Genomic DNA, 19,830 nt, shown 5'->3' on the forward strand with positions numbered 1-19,830 from the left:
CTTCAGACTGTCGATCGCCGGGACTGGGTGTGCACCGGCCGGGCGACGATCACCGGCGTGCTCGTGGAGTGGACGACCGAGTTGCTCACCGAGCCGAGCAGCATGGCGCCGACGGCACCGCGGCCATGGCTACCCACCACCACGAGCTGCGCGGATTCCGCCTGGTTGATGAGCTGTCTTGCGGGCCGGTCGCACACCACCACCCGCCGAACCGTCACGTCGGGATACCGCTCCTGCCAGCCAGCCAGGCGCTCGGCCAGGATGCGGTCGGCATCCTCTTTAAATACGGTCCAGTCCAAGCCGGGCAATTCGACCGCTTCGATGTCGCTCCACGCGTGCACCGCTTTCAGCTCGGCCCCGCGACGGGATGCCTCCTCGAAGGCGAGAGCCGTCGCCAGCTCGGACGCCGGCGATCCGTCGATCCCCACGACGACCGGAGCCTCCGGGCGGGCGGTTTCGTCGCGGATCACCGCGACCGGGCAGTTCGCGCGCCGGATCACCCCCGAGCTCACCGAGCCGAGCAGTCTGCGGCCCACCGCCGAGCGTCCGTGGCTGCCCACCACCAACATGTCCGCGTTCCCGGAGAGCTGGACCAGGGTGTGAACCGGTGGCGAGCATTTCAATTCGGTGGAGACCGGGAGCGGACGTCCCGCTCCGATGACATCTTCGGCCACCTTGAGCGCGCACTGGAGCACACGGCGGCCGTCCTCGTCCCGCCATATCCCCATGCCCATCGACAGCGGCATCTCCGGGTACATGGGAACCGCCGCGTTCAGCATGTGGATCAGCGTCAGGGGGACATGGCGCAACGCGGCCTCGCGCGCCGCCCACACCACTGCGGCGTTGGATGGTTCGGATCCGTCGACCCCGACGAGGATGCCGTGGCGGTCCGCCGGCGCGTCCATACTGTTCTCCCTCCGTTACCCAAAACGCTATTGCCCGAAGCGAGCTCGGTCGTGGGGCTTAAGTCACCAAGTGCAGGGACGTGGGACCTTCATTGCCGTTCCGGAGGCCAATCCGGGCCTGTGCTGTGGCATCGTCACCATCGTGACCGAATGGCCCGCCACCATTGACCGGCGTTACCACGACGCCGTGATCTTGAACCTTGACGGAGTGCTTTCCGCTGCGGCCTCGGGCGGCTTCCGCGCCTCGGATTCCACCGGGCCACTGCTTCGCCGGCTCCACGATGCGGGCATCGGCACGGCTGTCTACTCGGCCACTCGGGCCGGGGCGCGGCTGTCGGATGACGTCATCGCCCAACTCGCCGACGCCGACGCCGTCGAGTTCGCCGACGAACACGACTCGTCGGTGCTGGTCCGTTCGGCGGCCCGGCTGAAGGTCCGTCCCGACCGCTGCGCGGTGATCGAGCGCGACCCGGCCGGCGTCGAAGACGCCTGCGCCGCCGGCTTCAGTCTGGTGATCGGGCTCGACCACGGCAGCGAGGAACTCACCGCGCACGGCGCCGACGCCGTCATCGCCGACCTCGCGGAGATCTCGGTGCGCAATGCCGACGCCGCGATATCGGCCATCACCGACGCCCTGCAGGTCTACAGCCAGCTCAAGGAGCTCGTCGCAGCACGCCAGCCGGTGCTGTTCGTCGACTTCGACGGCACCCTGGCCGACATCGTCGGCCAGCCCGAGTCGGCGAAGCTGATGCCCGGGGCAGCCGATGCCCTGCGGGCGCTGACCCGGCAGTGCCCGGTCGCGGTGATCAGCGGCCGCGATCTGGCCGACCTGCGCGGCAAAGTGGAGGTCGACGGATTGTGGTTTGCGGGTAGTCACGGTTTCGAGCTAGCCGCGCCCGACGGCACCCTGCACCAGCCCGCCGAAGCCACCGCGTCGGTCGGTGTACTGGTCCATGCCGCAACACGATTGGCGGATGAGCTGAAAGACGTTCCCGGCACGATAGTGGAACGCAAACGGTTTGCGGTGGCCGTGCATTACCGCAACACCGACCCGCAGTCCGTCGACCGGGTGATCGCGGTGGTGCGCCGGCTGGGGCGGTCGATGGGGCTGCGTGTGACCACCGGGCGCAAGCTGGTGGAATTGCGGCCCAACATCTCCTGGGGCAAAGGCAAGGCGCTGCGCTGGATCCTGGAACACCTTGGTGCCGAGGAGAATTCATCCTCAGCGACGACTCTGCCAATTTTCATCGGCGACGACATCAGTGACGAGGACGCGTTCGACGCGATCCGCTTCGACGGTGTGGGTATCGCCGTCCGCCACCTCGAGGGCGGTGACCGGCCGTCAGCCGCGACCTTCAGCCTGGAGAGCCCCGCCGCTGTCACCGACTTCTTGCAGCGACTGACCGACGACCTGCGGGAGGAGTCAGCGGCTCCCAACGACGCCTGGGAACTCGTGTACGACCGCTACGACCCGGCGAGCGAGCGGCTCCGCGAAACGCTGTGCACCGTGGGCAACGGCTACGTCGCCACTCGCGGCTGCGCCGCCGAGGCCACCGCTTCCCAGCATCACTACCCCGGTACCTACGCCACCGGCGTCTACAACATTCTTGCCGACCAGATCGCGGGCCGGACCATCGAGAACGAGAGCCTGGTCAACCTGCCCAACTGGCTGTCGTTGACCTTCCGCATCGACGGTGGGCCGTGGTTCGACCTCGACCAGGCCGAATTGCTCTGCTACCGGCAGACATTCGACCTGCGCCATGCGACGTTATCCCGCAGCCTCCGGTTCCGGGACGGGGCCGGCAGAATCACGACGCTAGACCAGCAGCGCTTCGCATCCATGCACGATCCTCACCTACTGGCCATGAAGGCCACGATCTGCCCGGAGAACTGGTCCGGCACGATCGAGTTCGAGTCGCTGCTGGACGCGACCGTGCGCAACACCATGGTCGAACGCTACAACCCGTTGTCCAGCGCGCACCTCACCGAGGCGGTGATCGACGAAATCGCGCCCAACGGTGTGGTCTTGCGCACCGAGACATCGCAATCACGGATCGCGATCGCGCTCGCCACCCGCAGCAGCGTCTGGCACGGCAGCGACGCCATGACTCCGGCCGACACACAGCACACCATGATCCGCGAACACAACCGCGCCGGTCACCACATCGCGGTCGCGGTGGCTGGCGGTCAGCCGGTAACTCTGGAAAAGATCGCGACCATCTTCACCGGCCGGGACGCCGCCATCGCCGAACCGGCCGCCGCCGCCGCCGAGACGCTCGACGCCGCCGGACGCTACGCCGACCTGCACCGGTCGCACGCCCGGGCATGGGCGCGGCTGTGGGAGCAGTGCAACATCGGGTTGTCCGACGGGGACGACGCGCTGCGTATCCTGCGCCTGCATCTGGTCCATGTGCTGCAGACCATTTCACCGCACACGGCCGAGCTCGACGCCGGAGTGCCGGCCCGGGGACTGCACGGCGAAGCCTATCGGGGACACGTGTTCTGGGACTCGTTGTTCATTTCTCCGGTATTGAGCCTGCGCATGTCCAACGTCTCCCGGTCCCTGTTGCTGTACCGGTACCGACGCCTCCCGGAAGCTCGCCGTGCCGCGCACCGCGCCGGCCACCTGGGTGCCATGTTTCCCTGGCAGTCCGGCAGCGACGGACGCGAGGTGAGCCAAGAGGTACATCTCAATCCCCAGTCCGGACGCTGGCTTCCCGACGCCAGTGCGCGGGCACACCACGTCGGACTGGCTGTCGCCTACAACACCTGGCAGAACTATCAGGTAAGCGGTGACCGCCAGTTCCTGGTGGACTACGGTGCCGAGATGTTGGTGGAGATCGCGCGATTCTGGGTGGGCCTGGCCAACTTCGACGCCGGCCTCGGCCGCTACACGATCCGCGGCATCATCGGTCCCGACGAATTCCATTCCGGTTACCCGGGCCGCGAATACGACGGCATCGACAACAACGCGTACACCAACGTGATGGCGGTGTGGGTCATCCTGCGGGCGATGGAGGCGCTGGATCTGTTGCCGCTGCGCGACCGCCTCGAACTCGTCGCCAAGCTCGGTCTGACCACCCAGGAGCGGGAGCGCTGGGACCACGTGAGCCGGCGCATGTTCGTGCCGTTCCACGACGGGGTGATCAGTCAGTTCGAAGGTTATGCCGATTTGGCCGAACTGGATTGGGACGGCTATCGGCTGCGTTACGACAACATCCAGCGACTCGACCGCATCCTGGAAGCCGAGAACGACAGCGTCAACAACTACAAGGCGTCCAAGCAGGCTGACGCGCTGATGTTGTTCTACCTGCTGTCCGCGGAGGAGTTGCTCGGATTGTTCGGCAGGCTCGGTTACCACTTCGCGCCCGCTCAGATCCCCAAGACGGTCGACTACTACCTGGCGCGCACCTCCGACGGGTCGACGTTGAGCGCCGTCGTGCACTCCTGGGTGCTGGCCCGCGCCAACCGCGCCAACGCGCTGGAGTACTTCCAGCAGGTACTCGATTCCGACATCACCGACATCCAGGGCGGCACCACTGCCGAAGGAATTCACCTTGCGGCCATGGCAGGCAGCATCGACCTGCTGCAGCGATGCTTCACCGGGCTGGAAACCCGTGACGATCGGCTGATCCTCAGCCCGCAATGGCCGGAGGGTCTGGGCCCGATCGAGTTCCCGTTCGTGTACCGGGGGCACCGCCTGCATCTGCAAATCAGTGGGCGCAGTGCGACTTTGACCGCAGAGTCCGGGGCTACCGGACCCGTCGACGTCGAGTGCCGCGGCCGGATTCATCGACTGATGCCCGGCAGCACCATCGAGGTCGGGTAGAGCGCCGCGACCCTCGGTGGTCGCGCCCGTTGAATCGTCGGGGACGGCGTGCCAGCCGATCGCTGACGTGGCTGAGGCTCGCCCAACGTGCACTCACGGCGGTTCAAGGGCCGATTTATTGCCGTGAGGACACGCTCGGCGCGGTCTTCGGGCGAACGATCAACGCGTACCCCGAACCCGACCCAGCCCCACGCAACCTGACCCCCGACGAACTTGCGGAGGTCGGACCATCAGTGCCGAACCAGCAGCACCGAGCAGTCCGGATAACCGAGGATCGGATGACAGTTCGGGGTCGCCAGGCCCGGCAGCTCAGCGGCTTCCGACTCGCCCACCACAGCGAGATCGATTGCCCGGCTGTGCTTCTCGTCAGCCCTTGCCCCGGCGCCGGAAGCCACGACCTGCACCGGGACGTCGGGGTAGCGGCGGACCCAGCTGTCCACGCGGCGGTCGATCTGCCGCACGATCGCATGCCGGCGCCGGCCTTCCTCCATGGCCAGCCGGACCACTTCGTCGTTGCCGGGCTCATCGTTGAGGACCACCGCGATGACACCCACCCGGGTGGGCGAGCCGTCAGGATTGGTCCGAATGACCGCCACCGGGCAGTGCGCGTGGGTCACCAATGCGGCGGCGGTGGGGCCCAGCAAGCCGTCGGCTGCCCACCCGCGCCGGGAAGTCCCCACGCACACCAGGGCAGTATCCTGTGACGTGTCGATCAGGGCTTGCGCCGGATCTCCGGACAGGATCGCGGTCTCGATCTCGACCGGCTTGCCCTGGGCTTGCGCCTCGCTGAGGACGGCGCTTTCGGCCTGCGACAGCACCATTTCGGCGCGTTCGAGTTCCCACTCCGAAGCGCTGGCCGACCCGCCCGCGCCGGCGATGACATGGACAAGCCGAAGCGGCATCTGCCGGCTCAGCGCCTCGTCGATCGCCCATTTGGCGGCGTTCACCGCGGCTTGCGAACCGTTGACCCCCACCACCACCGACTTCGCGTCCAGCTGATTCATGTCGGCTCCTGACTTCTGCTCACTATCAATCTATGGCGCGGTCAGCCGTTTCTGCAGGGGTCGTTGGGCCTGAGTTTGCCGTGTCCTTCGTCCCCGCCGCGGCGCTGCCCGCCTCAATGGGTTCTCCGGTCAACTCGAAAAGCCTTTCCACATCGGCGCGCTCGCAGACCTCGGTGCCCGGTGTGAGCAGCATCGCCGCTCCCGCGGCGATACCCAGCCGCACGGACTTGCCCAACGGCCATCCGCGGGTCAGGCCGACGGCCATTGCGGCGACCATCGCATCACCGGCACCCACACCGCTGCCCGCCTCCATCGGAACCGCCGCAAACCGCTGGCAGGTGTGTCCGGTTACCAGCAGCGCTCCGGCCGAGCCCAACGACACCACCACCACCTCGGCGCGACCACTGTCCACCAGTTCGCGCGCGGCCGCAGCTTGTTCCTGCTCTGTGGCCAAGTCGCGGCCCACACACTCGCGCAACTCCCGGACGCTCGCCTTGAGCAGGTAGATCCCCGACGTGACGCCGTGCAGGGCACCACCGGAGGTGTCGAGGATGAGTCGGGCCCCCACCTCGCGCGCGACGTGGGCCACCCGCTGATAGAAGTCGGCGGGCACGCCCGGCGGGAGGCTGCCGCTGGCCACCACGAAGTCAGCGGACCGCGCGGCCATCCGTAGTTCCTGCACGCATCTGTCCTGCTCTGCCGAGGTCAGCACCGGCCCGGGCAGGACGAACCGGTACTGCCGCCCGGTGCTCATCTCGTTGACGGTGAAGCTCTCCCGGGTCGCGCCGGCGATCGGGATTTCCCCGAAGGGCACCCCCGCCTCGCTGAGCAGCCTGGTCAACAGCCCGCCGTGCGACCCACCGGCCGGCAACACGGCGAACGCCGACCCACCCAGTGCATGGGCGATCCGCGCGACGTTGACGCCTCCCCCGCCCGGATCGTAACGCGTTGCGCTGCAGCGCAATTTACTGGTCGGCCGCACCACGTCCACGCTGGTGGTGATGTCGAGCGCGGGATTCATCGTCAACGTGACGATCCGCGGTAACCCCGGTGTGAAACCGGCGTGCATCGTCAACTCCGCTCGTCGATCGGGCTAGAGACCGCTGGGATAGGTCTCTGGCGTTTCGCCGGCAACCCACACGCTCGTGGTCTCCAACGGCTCCAGCGCACGGGTGGTGTCGATATGGATCATCGCGTCGAACTGATCGACGGGCCGCACGTGGAAATAGTGGCTCTGGCGCTCGGTCGCCGGCTGGTAGATCACGCCGATGGCCCGGCCCAGCCGGACCGCGGACAACGGCTCGGCCGCCTTTTCGTTGATCCGCGCCGACACCAGGAAGGCATCCTTGCCGGTCCGGTGGAACAGGTCTTCGACGCTACCTGGAAGCGCGGGCCGGACCGCCTTGCGTTCGGCGATGCCGCCCCATTCGCTGGCCGCTGTGACCGTACCCGTATAGGTGCTCAGGCCGATCAGGCGCGCGTCGTGGTGGTACCGCTGCCGGACGAGTTGACCGAGAGTGAGCTGTCCATCGGCCCACACCTCGGTCGCCGTCGCGTCGCCGACGTGAGAATTGTGTGCCCACACGACAATTCGTGCCGGAGGACGGTCACTGTGGCGGTCCAGGTGCTTCACCAGCGCTTCCAGGGTCTGCGCCATGTGCTTGTCCCGCAGATTCCACGAGGAGACGCGGCCGCTGAACATCGAGCGGTAGTACACCTCGGCGTCACGGACCGTCTGCGCATTCTGCTGCGCGTAGAACAACTCGTCCTCGGCGAGCAGGCCGTCGGCGCGCAGGTAGTCCAGCGCATTGCGCTGCAACTCGACCAATTGCTCGATCGCCTGTCGCTCGCACTTCGGCCCCGCCCCGAACGCCGCCTGGTACCCATATGCCTGCCCGTCGTCGCCGGCGGGATGGTCGAAGCACGCGTACCGGATGCGGGCCCGGGCCGCCGCCGCGGGATCCACCGTGTCGAGGTAGTTGATCACCTCGTGCATCGACCGGTGCAGGCTGTAGAGGTCCAGGCCGTAGAACCCGGCCTGCCGCTGACCGCGCCGATTGTGTTCGCGCAGCCAGTCTGCGAAGTCGCGAACGACCGTATTGCGCCACATCCATGCCGGGAAGCGTTCGAAACCGCTCAGGGCCTGCTGCGCCGTGGTGTCCTTGCCCAGGCCACGAACGTAGCGGTTCACCCGGTAGGCATCGGGCCAGTCCGCCTCCGCCGCAACGGCGCAGAAGCCCTTCTCCTCGATCAGCCACTTGGTGATCTCCGAACGCGCCTCGTAGAACTCGTGGGTGCCATGCGAACTTTCGCCGATCAGCACGATCCGAGCGTCACCAATGATCTGCTCGAGCACGTCGCGTGACGGAATGCCATGCGGCGCATCGACGGCCACGTCGGCGATCGTCTCGGCTGCGGTCGCAGCCGCGGGCTTGATCAGCGCAAGCCCCGTGGTCGGCTTGGCCAGCAGTTCGCGCACCTCGTCGTCGCTGACCTGACGGAAGTCCCAGAACGACTCTCCCACCGCCAGAAACGGTGTCGGCATCGACGCGCAGACCACTTCGTCGACCAGACCTTCGAATTCCCGACAGGTGGATTCGGGCGCGGCGGGCACGGCGATCACGATGTGCGCCGGCTCGGCGTCACGCAACGCCTGTACAGCGGCGAACATGCTTGCGCCGGTGGCCAACCCGTCGTCAACGAGAATCACCGTCCGGCCGGCCACGTCAAGCGGCGGGCGACCACCGCGATAGGCGGCCTCGCGCCGCACCAATTCGCGGCCTTCCCGTTCCACGATGTCGCGCAGCTGTGCGGACGTGATCCGCAACCCGCGCAACACGTCGTCGTTCACGACGACACGACCACCGCTGGCCAGCGCGCCCACGGCGAATTCTTCATGGCCCGGGGCGCCGAGCTTGCGCACGATGAACGCATCCAGTGGGGCACGCAGCGCGGCCGCCACCTCCCACGCCACCGGTAATCCACCGCGCGCCAGGCCCAGCACGATCACATTCGGGTCGTCGCGATAGGCGCCCAGCAGGTTCGCCAACGCCTGACCGGCCTCCCGCCGGTCGCGGAACACGCGCCTCGGTGCGGGCCTCGCGGCCTCGGCTGCACTGGTCATGACGCACTCCTCAATTTCCCATCGCCCCCACGGCAATGCCTAATTCGACCAATTCCCGGGCGTCGTGGGTAGGGACCGAAGTCCCGGCATGGGGTGGACGTTCGCCATTAGCTGGGTCATCTACCAGGCCACTGACCAGGCCGCCTCCGCCGGTCAGCCGACAATCTCCAGCACCTCACCCAGCGGTCGCCGCGGGGTCGCTGCCGGGATCGGACCCGACGGTGAGATGCCGACCCGGATCAGCACCTGCGGAACGGTCGCCCGCCCGTCGGTGAGCTCACGCAGGATCTCACGACCTGGCTCCAGTTCCGTTGCGTGCGTGATCGGGCAGGTCGCCAGACCAGCCACCGTGCACTCCAGCAGGACGGCGGAGAGCGCTTCGCCGCAATGCAGGGCGTCCGCGCGGCTGTTCTCGGGCGTCGACAGCAACACGATCTTCGCCTGATCATGTCTGGTGGCGTGGTCTTCGCCTGCGGCGGTGGGGAATTCCCGGTTCACACCGACTCCGAGAGCTTCGGCCTCCGATACCAGCGCAGCCCGTGGGATACCATCGTGATCCCTGGATGGCGCTGTCCACCAACTTAATTCGTGCTGGTAGCTGTCGTCGTAGCGGCGCAGCGCCTCGCTGAGCCGAGTCGCCTCCGCCAGCCGAGGCCGCGCGTCGTCGCTCAAGACCTCGATCCCCACCAGATTCTGGTCCACACAGTTGCGCAGCAGCGGCTGCAGCGACGGCCAGTCGTGGGGCGCGCGGAACGGGCGCCGGTCGGTGCGACGAACCGCGATCGCCTCAGCACGGTCGCGCCGTGCCCGTCCGACATACGCCATCGGCGTGAAGTCGGCCGAGGCCAGGTGGTCGAGGTCGTTCGGATTGGGAAACGGCTCCGCGTGGGTTTCCCAACCTACGGCGGCCATCGCGACCCGAAAGTGGTCGAGGGCGGCGCCACAACTGAGCACGGCCTCCCGCCCCGAGCTGTCGGTCGAGACGACGATGCGGTTCGGGTCTAGGAACAGGTCGACGGTCGAGCCGCTGACCACCCACCGCCACGGCTGAGTGTTGTGCAGCGACGGGGCGTGGCACGCCAACTCCACGGCGTTGGTGATCACCGCGGTTTCGACCAGCGTTCGGGGCATCGCACCCGCCTCTCCGCTCTGAGTACGACGTTCTGCTGCTAGTACGACCGTGCGCCACACAGCACCCCGATGCCAGGGTCCTTGGTCACCACCGTCTCGCCATAAGACACGGCCGAGCCTCGATGGACCGCTTGGACAGCAGCCGGAGTCGGAGTAGCCGGGAAAGCCTTGCTGGGTTAAGGCACGCCAGCGGCCCCCGCCTTGCCGAACAATTGACCGCTCCGGCCGCCTGTCCCGCCGACGCCGTTCAGTGCGCTAATGCCTCCAGAGGGCCCAGCTTGCCCGCCGTCACCGCCTTGTCCGCCGTCGCCGATCAGCTGACTGTTCCCGCCGTTACCTCCGGACCCGCCGGTCCCACCGGCGAAAGCCCCAGCGCCACCGTTTCCGCCCAATCCGCCGCGACCGCCGGCTCCGTACCAGAGGCCGCCGTCACCACCGTCACCACCGTTGCCGCCGGCGGTGCCCACGAAGGACTGCGCGGCCGACTGCTCGTTCGCGCCGGACCCGCCGACACCACCGTTGCCCCACAGCCCCGCGTTTCCACCGCGGCCGCCGGCGCCGCCGCCACCGCCGGGGAGTCCGCCGCCGCCGCCACTTCCACCTTGCCCTCCCCCGCCACCATCGCCGAACAGCCGGGCACCGCCTCCGGTGCCGCCATTACCTCCGGCGCCGCCAGTGCTTCCAACACCGAATACGCCGTTGACAGCATTGCCCTCACCACCGATACCCCCGGTCGCGCCGACGCCACCGGAACCGTACAACCACCCACCGGTCCCGCTGCTTCCGCCCGTCCCGCCGGCCCCGCCGACGCCAAATGCAATGTCACCGCCGACTGCCTTGCCGGCGCCGCCATCCCCGCCAGCGCCGCCCATGGCACCCTGGCCCACTAGCCCGGCGTTGCCGCCCGTTCCGCCAAACCCGCCGGCCCCGCCTACTCCGGTACCCACCCCGGTGCCATCGCCGCCGCTTCCGCCAGCACCGCCGACGGCGGCCGAGCCAGACAGCCACCCGGCGTTACCGCCACTGCCGCCATTACCACCAGCCCCGCCGACGACACCGAAGCCACCGCCGCCGCTATTGTCACCGTCGCCTCCGGCCCCGCCGAACCCGCCGGCTCCCCCATCGCCGATCAGACCTGCGTGGCCGCCTGACCCGCCGGCACCACCGGTCCCGCCTGTCGCGGTGCTTCCGGCGCTGGTCCCGCCCGTTCCACCACCTCCACCGGCGCCGCCGTTGCCATATAGCCATCCACCCCCACCGCCTGACCCGCCGGCCCCGCCGGCACCGGCGAAGGTGCCGGCGCCACCGCTTCCGCCGGCACCTCCGGCGCCTACGACCCAGGCGTGGCCACCGGGCCCACCGGCTCCGCCGATGACAGGTGCGGTGATGAAGGGGCTGGCGGCGCTGCCATTGCCTCCGACGCCGCCCGAGCCGTACAGCAACCCACCGGTACCTCCCGCCCCGCCGGCCGCACCCGGTCCGGCGTTGACGGCGGTCCCGCCGTCTCCACCGCGGCCGCCGTTGCCGATCAGGCCAGCACTCCCGCCGGCACCGCCGGCCCGGCCAGCCCCGCCGGACCCGCCGTCCCCGCCGTTGCCATAGAGCAGCCCACCTGCACCGCCCGGCAAACCGCTTCCGGCCGGCGCGCTCGCGCCATCGCCGATCAGCGGACGCCCCAACAAGATCTCAGTGGGCGTGTTGATCACCGCCAGCAGTTCCCGCTCCACCATCTGCAAGGGCGACGCGTTGGCCGCTTCGGCGACCGCATACAGGTTTCCGGCAGCGCTCATAAGCTGCTCGAAGCGCTGGTGAAACCCCGCCAATTGCAGGCTGCTCGCCTGATAATCCAAAGCGTGGCCGGAGAATAGGGCCGCGATCGCCACCGATACTTCGTCAGCACCCGCGGCTAGCACCCTGGCCGTGTGAGCCGCCGCAGCGACGTTGGCCGCGGTTAATGTCGAACCGATTTCTGAAACCTGTGTCGCCGTCGATGCCAGCACCTCCGGAGCTACAAAAGCGAACGACATCGGTGCCTCCTGACCTCGTCAGCGCCGCATCATCGACGCCGCCATGACGAGACCTTAGCCCCGTCAACTTTCGGATGCCCCCCGTTTGGACAGGCTCGAACCTGCGACGTCCGGCCCGCTGATCAGTGACCTTGTTCCCTATTGCGCCCTGCGTCGGCAGAACAGGCTTGCAGAGCCAGCACCTTGGGGATGGGGACCCGCACATGGATGTGATTCACAAGACCTCACGCGATTTCCGCGTCCCGCCAAATCTTGCCGATTACGAGCAAACCCGCACGCACTTCAGCTTCTCGGATGTGCCGAATCTGTGCCAAGGCATGGGCGAAGGGAAATGCAACATCGCCTACGCCGCCGTCGACCGGCACGCGAACGGACCGGAAAGCACCCGCACCGCACTGCGATTCCTCACCGAAGACGGGTCCCACGAGCTGACCTATGCCGAGTTGAGTAACCGGGTCACCCGTTTCACCGGCGTGCTGCGCGCGCTGGGAATCGGCAAAGGCGACCGGGTGTTCGCCATTATGGGCCGCATCCCCGAGCTGTACATCACGATGCTCGGTGCCCTGCGCAACGGCAGCGTCGTCTCCCCTCTGTTCTCGGCCTTCGGCCCGGAACCGATCGCCACCAGGGTGGATATTGGCCAGGCAGATGTGCTGGTCACCACGAAGGCGATCTATCAGCGCAAGATCGCAAAAATCCACAGCGGTCTGGCCTCGGTGCGACACGTCATCGTGGTCGACGACGGCGCCCACGGCGAGCCGCCCGCAGGAACCGTCGATTTCTGGCAGTGCATGAACGCCGCCGACGAACACGCGCCGGTCGAGCCGACCACGGCTGACGACCCGGCGCTGCTGCACTTCACCAGCGGGACCACCGGCACCCCCAAAGGGGCCATCCACGTCCATGGCGCCGTCGCCATGCACTACGTGACGGGCTTGTACGCGCTCGACCTTCACCCTGACGACATCTATTGGTGCACAGCGGATCCCGGCTGGGTCACCGGCACCTCGTACGGGATCATCAGCCCGCTGCTGCACGGGGTGACATCCATCGTCGACCAGACCGAATTCGACGCGGAACGGTGGTACCGGATCCTGCAGGACGAACAGGTATCGGTCTGGTACACCGCGCCGACCGGCATCAGGATGTTGATCAAAGCCGGGCCGGAACTGCCCGCGCGATTCAGCTTTCCGCACCTGCGTTTCATCGCCAGCGTGGGCGAGCCACTCAATCCCGAAGCCGTGTGGTGGGGGAAACGGACCCTGGGCTTGCCGATTCACGACAACTGGTGGCAGACCGAGACGGGCGGCATCATGATTGCCAACACGCCTGCTTTCGACATCAAGCCGGGCTCGATGGGCCGACCGCTGCCCGGGGTCGAGGCGTGCATCGTGCGCGACAATGACGACGGCAGCGTCACCGTTGTCGATGAACCCGACGTGGAAGGCGAGCTTGCGCTCAAGCCCGGTTGGCCGTCGATGTTCCGCGGCTACCTGCACGCCGACGAGAGATACCGAAAGTGTTTCAGCGACGGGCTGTATCTGACCGGCGACCTGGCCACGCGAGATGCCGACGGCTACTTCTGGTTCGTCGGCCGCAAAGACGACGTGATCAAGTCCGCCGGGCACCTGATCGGTCCGTTCGAAGTCGAGAGCGCCCTGACCGACCATCCGGCGGTGGCCGAGGCGGCCGTCATCGGTAAGCCGGACCCCACCGTCGGTGCTGTCATCAAAGCCTTCGTCACCCTCAAGGACGGGTACGCGGCCAGCGAGGAACTCCGCTTGCAACTGCTCGGGCATGCCCGCAAGCGACTCGGACCTGCCGTGGCGCCCAAGGAGATCGAATTCGCCGACTCGTTGCCGCACACCAGCAGCGGCAAGATCATGCGCCGGCTGTTGAAGGCCCGCGAACTCGGGCTGCCCGAAGGTGACACGTCCACGATCGAACAACCGCACCCATCTCAACCTCAAGGAGCGTCGCTGTGACGGAGAAGGACCTGACGCACTCGTTGCTATCGGACATGGTGCGGGTGCGCCGGATGGAAGAGAAGTGCGCCGAACTCTATAGCGCGGCCAAGATTCGCGGCTTTCTGCATCTCTACGTCGGCGAGGAAGCCGTTGCGGCGGGGTCGCTGCGCGCGTTGACCGACGACGACGCGGTGGTGGCGACGTACCGCGAGCACGCGCACGCACTGCTGCGCGGCATCCCGATGACCCGGATCATGGCCGAGATGTTCGGCAAGCAGGAAGGCTGCTCGCGCGGGCGCGGGGGGTCCATGCACCTCTTCGACGCCACCCGGCACTTCTACGGCGGCAACGCGATCGTCGCAGGCGGGCTGCCGCTGGCGGTCGGCATCGCACTCGCCGACTCCATGCTGAAGCGAAACCGCGTGACGGCGTGCTACTTCGGTGACGGAGCGGTGGCCGAGGGCGCTTTCCACGAGTCGCTGAACATGGCCGTGTTGTGGAATCTGCCGGTGTTGTTCCTGTGCGAGAACAACCTTTACGCCATGGGCACCTCGCTGGAGCGGGCGCAGTCGCAGACCGACCTCACCGCGAAGGCGGCGGCATACCGCGTCGACGCGCTGACCGTCGACGGCATGGACGTCGAAGCGTGTTACGAGGCCACCCGCAAAGGGGTCGACCATGTCCGCAGCACCGGCGGTCCGTTTTTCATCGAGTTCCGCACCTACCGGTTCCGGGCACACTCGATGTTCGACCCCGACCTGTACCGGACCAAAGCCGAAGTCGAACACTGGCGCGAGCGAGACCCCATCGATCTGTTCATCCAGCGGCGTCGTGCCGATGGCCTGCTCACCGACGCCGACGTCCGTGACATCGAAGACGCAACGGCCACCGAGATCGCCGACGCGGTGGCCTACGCCGAAGCCGGAACCCGGGAAGACGTGGCCGATCTGGCGCGTGACGTGCTCACCCCGCTGGAGGCGGCGCGATGAAAACGACCTACCGCACCGCCGTCCACGACGCGATCCGGGACGCGCTGCGTGACGACCCCCGCGTGGTTTTGATGGGCGAGGACGTGGGGCGCTACGGCGGAACGTACGCGGCGTCCAAGGGCCTGCTGGAAGAATTCGGCGAGGAGCGGGTCCGCGATACCCCGCTCTCCGAACTAGGTTTCGTCGGCATTGGTATCGGCGCCGCCCTCAACGGGTTGCGCCCGATCGTCGAAATCATGACGGTGAACTTCAGCCTGTTGGCCCTCGACCAGATCGTCAATACCGCTGCGGCGCTGCGTCATATGTCCGGCGGTCAGTTCTCGGTGCCGATCGTGGTCCGGATGGCGACCGGGGCCGGGCGGCAACTCGCCGCGCAGCATTCGCACAGCCTGGAACCGTGGTATGCCCACATCCCCGGCATCAAGGTGCTGGCGCCGGCGACGGTCGAAGACGCCTACGGCATGCTCGGACCGGCACTGGCCGATCCGGACCCGGTGATCATCTTCGAACACGTCCAGCTCTACAACACCTCGACCGATATCGACACGTTGGAGCCCACGGACATCACCAAGGCGGCAATCCGCCGGGAAGGCGGCGACGTCACGCTGATCGCCTATGGCGGATGCGTCGGGAAGGCGCTGGACGCGGCGAACGAACTGTCGCTGGCCGGAATCGACAGCGAGGTGGTCGATCTGCGGGTGCTGCGACCGTTGGATACCGAGACGATCCTCGAATCGGTCCGCAAGACACACCGCGCCGTCGCCATCGACGAGGCTTGGCGCACCGGCAGTTTGGCGGGCGAGATCTCGGCGGTGATCATGGAGGGCGCGTTCTACGACCTGGATGCGCCGGTCGGCCGGGTGTGCAGCGAAGAGGTGCCCATTCCGTACGCGAAACACCTTGAGGAGGAGGCACTTCCGCAGCCGCACAAGATCGTGGCCGCCGTGCACGAACTGTTCGGGGATCGATCATGATCGAGTTCACCATGCCCGCGCTGGGCTCGGACATGGACGAAGGCACGCTCAACGAGTGGCTGGTCAAACCCGGTGACAAGGTAACCCGCGGCCAGGTCGTCGCCGTGATCGAAACCACCAAGGCCTCGGTGGAAATCGAGTGCTGGCACGAGGGCACCATCGACGAGCTGGTGGTCCCGGTCGGCGAAACCGTGGCAGTGGGAGCGGTATTGGCCACCCTGCGGGAGGCGGGCGAAGCCGCCACCGCACCCATGCCGCCGGCCGCCGAGAAACCGCAGAAGAAGCCACCCCGCAAACGCGCCCCGAAAGCGCCGGACAAGGCTCCCCAGCCGGCCACCGTTGCGCCGGCTCCGGTGCGGCCGGCCGGGCCACAACACCGCCGCTGGGTCTCCCCCGCCGCGCGCCGGCTGGCGGGCAACCTGAACGTCGACCTGGACGGGGTCAGCGGCACCGGCCCCGGGGGCGCGGTGACGATCGTCGACGTCGAGCACGCCGCCGCCACCCGGCGACCGGTCAAGAAGCCGGCTGTCAAACCCGCCGGCGAACGCATGTCCATGGCCGAGCGGGGGGCCGCGATGCGACAGTCGATCGCGGCCGCCATGAGCCGCTCCAAACGCGAGATCCCGCACTACTACCTGGCCGACGAGATCCTGATGGACACCGCGTTGACCTGGCTCACCGCCCGAAATGCGCAGCGGCCCATCACCGAGCGCGTGCTGCCGGCCGTCCTGCAACTCAAGGCGGTCGCCCTGGCCGCGCAGCGCTTCAAAGAGTTCAGCGGCTTCTGGCGCGAAGACGGCTTCCAGCCCGCGCCCGCGGTGCACGTCGGTGTCGCCATCTCGTTGCGCGGCGGCGGTCTGGTGGCACCCGCAATTCACGACGTGGCCGAGAAGAAGCTCGACGAGCTGATGAGCGACCTCACCGACCTGGTGGCGCGGGCCCGCGCTGGTTCACTGCGCAGCTCAGAGATGTCCGATCCCACCATCACCGTCACCAACCTGGGCGACCAGGGCGTCGACACCGTGTTCGGCGTAATCTACCCGCCGCAGGTCGCCCTGGTCGGCTTCGGCAAGACGACGCAGCGGGTCTGCGTCATCGACGGCGGAATCCGCGTCGTCAACGCCGTGCAAGGCACCCTCGCCGCCGACCACCGGGCCAGCGACGGACACCGCGGCGCCCTGTTCTTGGCCGCCATCAACGAACTGCTGCAACAACCCGACGTCCTGGAGAAGTGAAGAATGGCAACGAACGAAGACACTCGCGATGTGGTTCTGTCGGTGCTGACCACCATCGCGCCGGAGGTGGATGCCGACGACATCACCGACGACGACTTGCTGCGCGATCAGGTCGACCTGGACTCGATGGACTGGCTGAACTTCCTGCTCGGTATCCACAAGCGCTTCAACGTCGACATTCCGGAGTCCGATTACGCGTCGCTACGCACGCTGTCAGATGTGGTCGGCTACGTCGAAACTCACGCGCCGGCCGCAACGCGGTGATGAGCCGGCCGGAGCCGGCGGCGTCGGGGCGCGAACTCCAACGACAGCAACACCACCAGCGCGCTCGGAATATGGTGAGTGCACAACACCACATACCGGCGCTCACCCAGCGCATGAAACTTCCGTAGGTAGCGGTAGAGGGACTCCAGCCGGATCAGCGGGTCCAGCAGATGGATCAACCGGTAGACGACGCGCTGCAGCGTCCCGGGATGGGCCGCGTCGAAAACTTCCGGGAACGCCGCGAAGGCCAATGAAAGACGTTGCACACGATGGGTTTTCGCGTCGCCGATCATGTCGACACTGAGCCGCTCGTCGATGCCGTTGGGGGCGTCGGGCCGACGATAGGGTGCGTCCAGGCTGATCTCCGACCCGGAGCCGGCGCTCGCGTAACGGTGGAAAGCCACGACCCGGCCGGCGACGTCGCGGGCAATGGCCAGCCGCACACCGGGGCAACGACCTTGCAGCGCACCATCGAGGTTCATGCAGAAGCCACGCTCGGTGCGAACCCCGCCGTGTGAGGCGTAGATCACCTCACTCAGTTCGGCGACCAGGCCGGCGTCCAGGTCTCGCTCGTCGACGATCGAGGTGGTGACTCCGCGGTTGCGGGTGCGCTGCACGGCCTGCCGCACATTGCGGTACCGGCGGCCGGCCAGGCTGAAGTGTGGAACATCGACCACCACGTCGCGCCCGATCGGCACCGCGAGCATCGCCTGCCCGATCAACTCCCTGGTCCACAATCCGAGATTTCGCTGTGCACCGGCCAACACCACGATGCGCCAACCACGCGACCGGCACATGACCGCGAATTGTGTTGCCAATTGCTCGAATTGCGTACGCTCACCGATCGGATCGCCACTGACCACGGCGAACCCGAGCCGGGTCCGGTAGGCGATCGCGGCCGTGCCGGCGACATTGAAGTAGTAGCTTTTCAGCGAATGCATGGCGAAGGGCGCCAGCGGGTCGGCGGGTGTGGCGTCGACGAGCTCCCATACCCGCTGCAACAACTCCGGTTGCGGCTCAGCCGAAGTGGGCCACATCAGCGCCAGACCGCTCCCGGCGACCAGCACGTTGCCCCATGCCCCGAAGTCCAGGACATGGGCGAAGATCCCGGCCGCCAGCAGCACAGCGGCGCCGGCGGCGTGCCGCGGGTGACCGGCCGGCCGAGGAACACCCCGCGCGCGATGAGCACCACAGCGGCCAGCAGGGCGACCGACCATCCGAACCTTCCCACGGAATACCAATTCGCGGCCGGGCGTTCGTGCACGGTCAACACCGTCAACCAGGTCAGCACGCAGACCAGCAGCAGCGAACTCGCCGGCCTGGCCGCGCGGCGGTCGGTCCGCAGGATGATGCGTTCGGACGCCGGCGCAGCGCCGGCACGGCGACCACGTTGACTGACGTTCATGCGCACTCCCTTACCCGCCATAAACGCTATCGGCCCAGGCGGTCTCGGGTCGTGAGGCTTAAGTCACCAAAGCCTCCGAGCGGCGACGAATGTCCCGTCTGATTCGTGACTTCGGTCCCTGCCGTCGCCCCGATGAAGGTGCTCAGATGGTGATATGGAGACGAGGGTCTCCAATCGGAGGTTTGGCAATGAGCACGTCAGAATTACAGCCACGGACGCGCGAGTTCGCCCGGGTGCTCGGCCCCTACTTCGCCATCCTGGGCATCACGACCGTGGCGCGCGGATCCCAGATGCGCACGCTGCTGACCGATTTCGAGTCCAGCCCGGTGTGGTTCTGGGTGACAGGCGCCCTGGTGCTCATCATCGGCCTGGTCGTCGTCGGGTTGCACCCTTACTGGCGGGGCGCGGCGGCGATCACGGTGTCGGTGCTGGGCTGGGCGATCACCCTGCGCGGCCTGATGCTGCTCGCCTTCCCGAATGCCTTCATCGCTGCCGCCAACGCCACCATCGGCATGGACGGCATGTGGATGACGGCAAGCGTTCTGCTCGCGGTGGTCGGCTTGTACCTGAGCTATGTGGGCTGGCGTCCCGCACCCGCCGCTGCATCGCCGAAAGCCGAAGCAGCGCAACGAGACTTACCGCGCGCGGCGTAGGTCAGACCCCGATCACTGTTCCGGCGCGTCGTCGTCCTCAGCGGGGGTGAGGTAGTTCTCCTCCTCCTGGACGAAGTGCAGTCGCAGCAGCGCACGAAGCCCGTACGGCAGGCCAGCAGGTCGTCGACCTGGTCAGGCTTTAGCTTCCCGGGCGACCGCGGTGACCCGGGCGGTGTTGACCTCAAAGCGAGTGCAAGGGCCGGCAATCCAGGCCGGTGTCAGTGCCGCAGCGGATGACCCTTGCACCCTGGCTTGCACCCAGCGGCGGACCTTGAGCCGCGGGGGTTGTCCGCCCCCGGTGCTGGTCTCGATGAGCTGCTAGC

The 19,830-nt window shown here is 67.5% G+C and carries 13 protein-coding genes and 1 pseudogene; 7 read left to right on the forward strand and 7 right to left on the reverse strand.

The genetic code is table 11. The annotated features are described in order from the left end of the window. Window positions 1–2 precede the first annotated feature (2 nt). Entirely contained in the window at window positions 3–905 is a 903-nt protein-coding gene (locus JX552_RS19395; RefSeq protein ID WP_205873569.1) for a universal stress protein, read from the reverse strand. Between the two features lie 139 nt (window positions 906–1,044). Here JX552_RS19395 and otsB point away from each other — a divergent pair, with 139 nt between their 5' ends. After that, on the forward strand, window positions 1,045–4,734 hold the full coding sequence (gene otsB / locus JX552_RS19400; RefSeq protein WP_431195993.1) for a trehalose-phosphatase: 3,690 nt from the start codon (window positions 1,045–1,047) through the stop codon (window positions 4,732–4,734). A 230-nt stretch (window positions 4,735–4,964) separates the two neighbouring features. Here otsB and JX552_RS19405 read toward each other — a convergent pair whose 3' ends face one another. The 5 genes from JX552_RS19405 to JX552_RS19425 all read right to left on the reverse strand — a co-directional run bounded on the left by JX552_RS19405 (window position 4,965) and on the right by JX552_RS19425 (window position 12,020). After that, a complete protein-coding gene (locus JX552_RS19405; RefSeq protein WP_205873571.1) occupies window positions 4,965–5,738 on the reverse strand; it encodes a universal stress protein in 774 nt (257 codons plus the stop codon). Window positions 5,739–5,763: 25 nt separating this feature from the next. Beyond that, window positions 5,764–6,807: a 1-phosphofructokinase family hexose kinase gene (locus tag JX552_RS19410; RefSeq protein WP_205873572.1), complete on the reverse strand. Its 1,044-nt coding sequence runs from the start codon at window positions 6,805–6,807 to the stop codon at window positions 5,764–5,766. Window positions 6,808–6,831: 24 nt separating this feature from the next. After that, window positions 6,832–8,862 (reverse strand): erythromycin esterase family protein, encoded by a 2,031-nt coding sequence (locus tag JX552_RS19415; protein WP_205873573.1) that lies wholly within the window; start codon window positions 8,860–8,862, stop codon window positions 6,832–6,834. Window positions 8,863–9,015: 153 nt separating this feature from the next. Continuing rightward, a complete protein-coding gene (locus tag JX552_RS19420; protein ID WP_205873574.1) occupies window positions 9,016–9,993 on the reverse strand; it encodes an Acg family FMN-binding oxidoreductase in 978 nt (325 codons plus the stop codon). Window positions 9,994–10,169: 176 nt separating this feature from the next. Next, entirely contained in the window at window positions 10,170–12,020 is a 1,851-nt protein-coding gene (locus JX552_RS19425; protein WP_205873575.1) for a PE family protein, read from the reverse strand. 203 nt (window positions 12,021–12,223) lie between these two features. On the opposite strand from JX552_RS19425, the gene acsA reads away from it, so the two are divergent. From acsA to JX552_RS19450, 5 genes are read left to right on the forward strand one after another with little or no spacing between them, the layout of a single operon-like run. Continuing rightward, window positions 12,224–14,005, forward strand: coding sequence for an acetate--CoA ligase (gene acsA / locus JX552_RS19430; protein WP_205873576.1), 1,782 nt, complete (start codon window positions 12,224–12,226; stop codon window positions 14,003–14,005). Continuing rightward, window positions 14,002–14,976 (forward strand): pyruvate dehydrogenase (acetyl-transferring) E1 component subunit alpha, encoded by a 975-nt coding sequence (pdhA, locus tag JX552_RS19435; protein ID WP_205873577.1) that lies wholly within the window; start codon window positions 14,002–14,004, stop codon window positions 14,974–14,976. The genes acsA and pdhA overlap by 4 nt, the downstream gene beginning before the upstream one ends. Then, the gene (locus JX552_RS19440) at window positions 14,973–15,950 is read left to right on the forward strand and encodes an alpha-ketoacid dehydrogenase subunit beta (RefSeq protein WP_205873578.1); all 978 of its coding nucleotides are present in this window, start codon (window positions 14,973–14,975) and stop codon (window positions 15,948–15,950) included. The genes pdhA and JX552_RS19440 overlap by 4 nt, the downstream gene beginning before the upstream one ends. Continuing rightward, the gene (locus JX552_RS19445; protein ID WP_205873579.1) at window positions 15,947–17,185 is read left to right on the forward strand and encodes a dihydrolipoamide acetyltransferase family protein; all 1,239 of its coding nucleotides are present in this window, start codon (window positions 15,947–15,949) and stop codon (window positions 17,183–17,185) included. The genes JX552_RS19440 and JX552_RS19445 overlap by 4 nt, the downstream gene beginning before the upstream one ends. Window positions 17,186–17,188: 3 nt before the next feature. Continuing rightward, a complete protein-coding gene (locus tag JX552_RS19450) occupies window positions 17,189–17,449 on the forward strand; it encodes an acyl carrier protein (RefSeq protein WP_205873580.1) in 261 nt (86 codons plus the stop codon). On the opposite strand, the pseudogene JX552_RS19455 reads toward JX552_RS19450, so the two are convergent. Further along, a pseudogene (locus JX552_RS19455) lies at window positions 17,425–18,854 on the reverse strand (bifunctional lysylphosphatidylglycerol flippase/synthetase MprF). The gene JX552_RS19450 and the pseudogene JX552_RS19455 sit on opposite strands and share 25 nt — an antisense overlap. Before the next feature lie 188 nt (window positions 18,855–19,042). Between JX552_RS19455 and JX552_RS19460 the strand changes: the two are divergent. Then, window positions 19,043–19,507: a hypothetical protein gene (locus JX552_RS19460; RefSeq protein ID WP_205873581.1), complete on the forward strand. Its 465-nt coding sequence runs from the start codon at window positions 19,043–19,045 to the stop codon at window positions 19,505–19,507. Window positions 19,508–19,830 lie beyond the last annotated feature (323 nt).

Origin of the sequence: Mycobacterium gordonae (assembly GCF_017086405.1) — a bacterium.
GTDB lineage: Bacteria > Actinomycetota > Actinomycetes > Mycobacteriales > Mycobacteriaceae > Mycobacterium > Mycobacterium gordonae_D.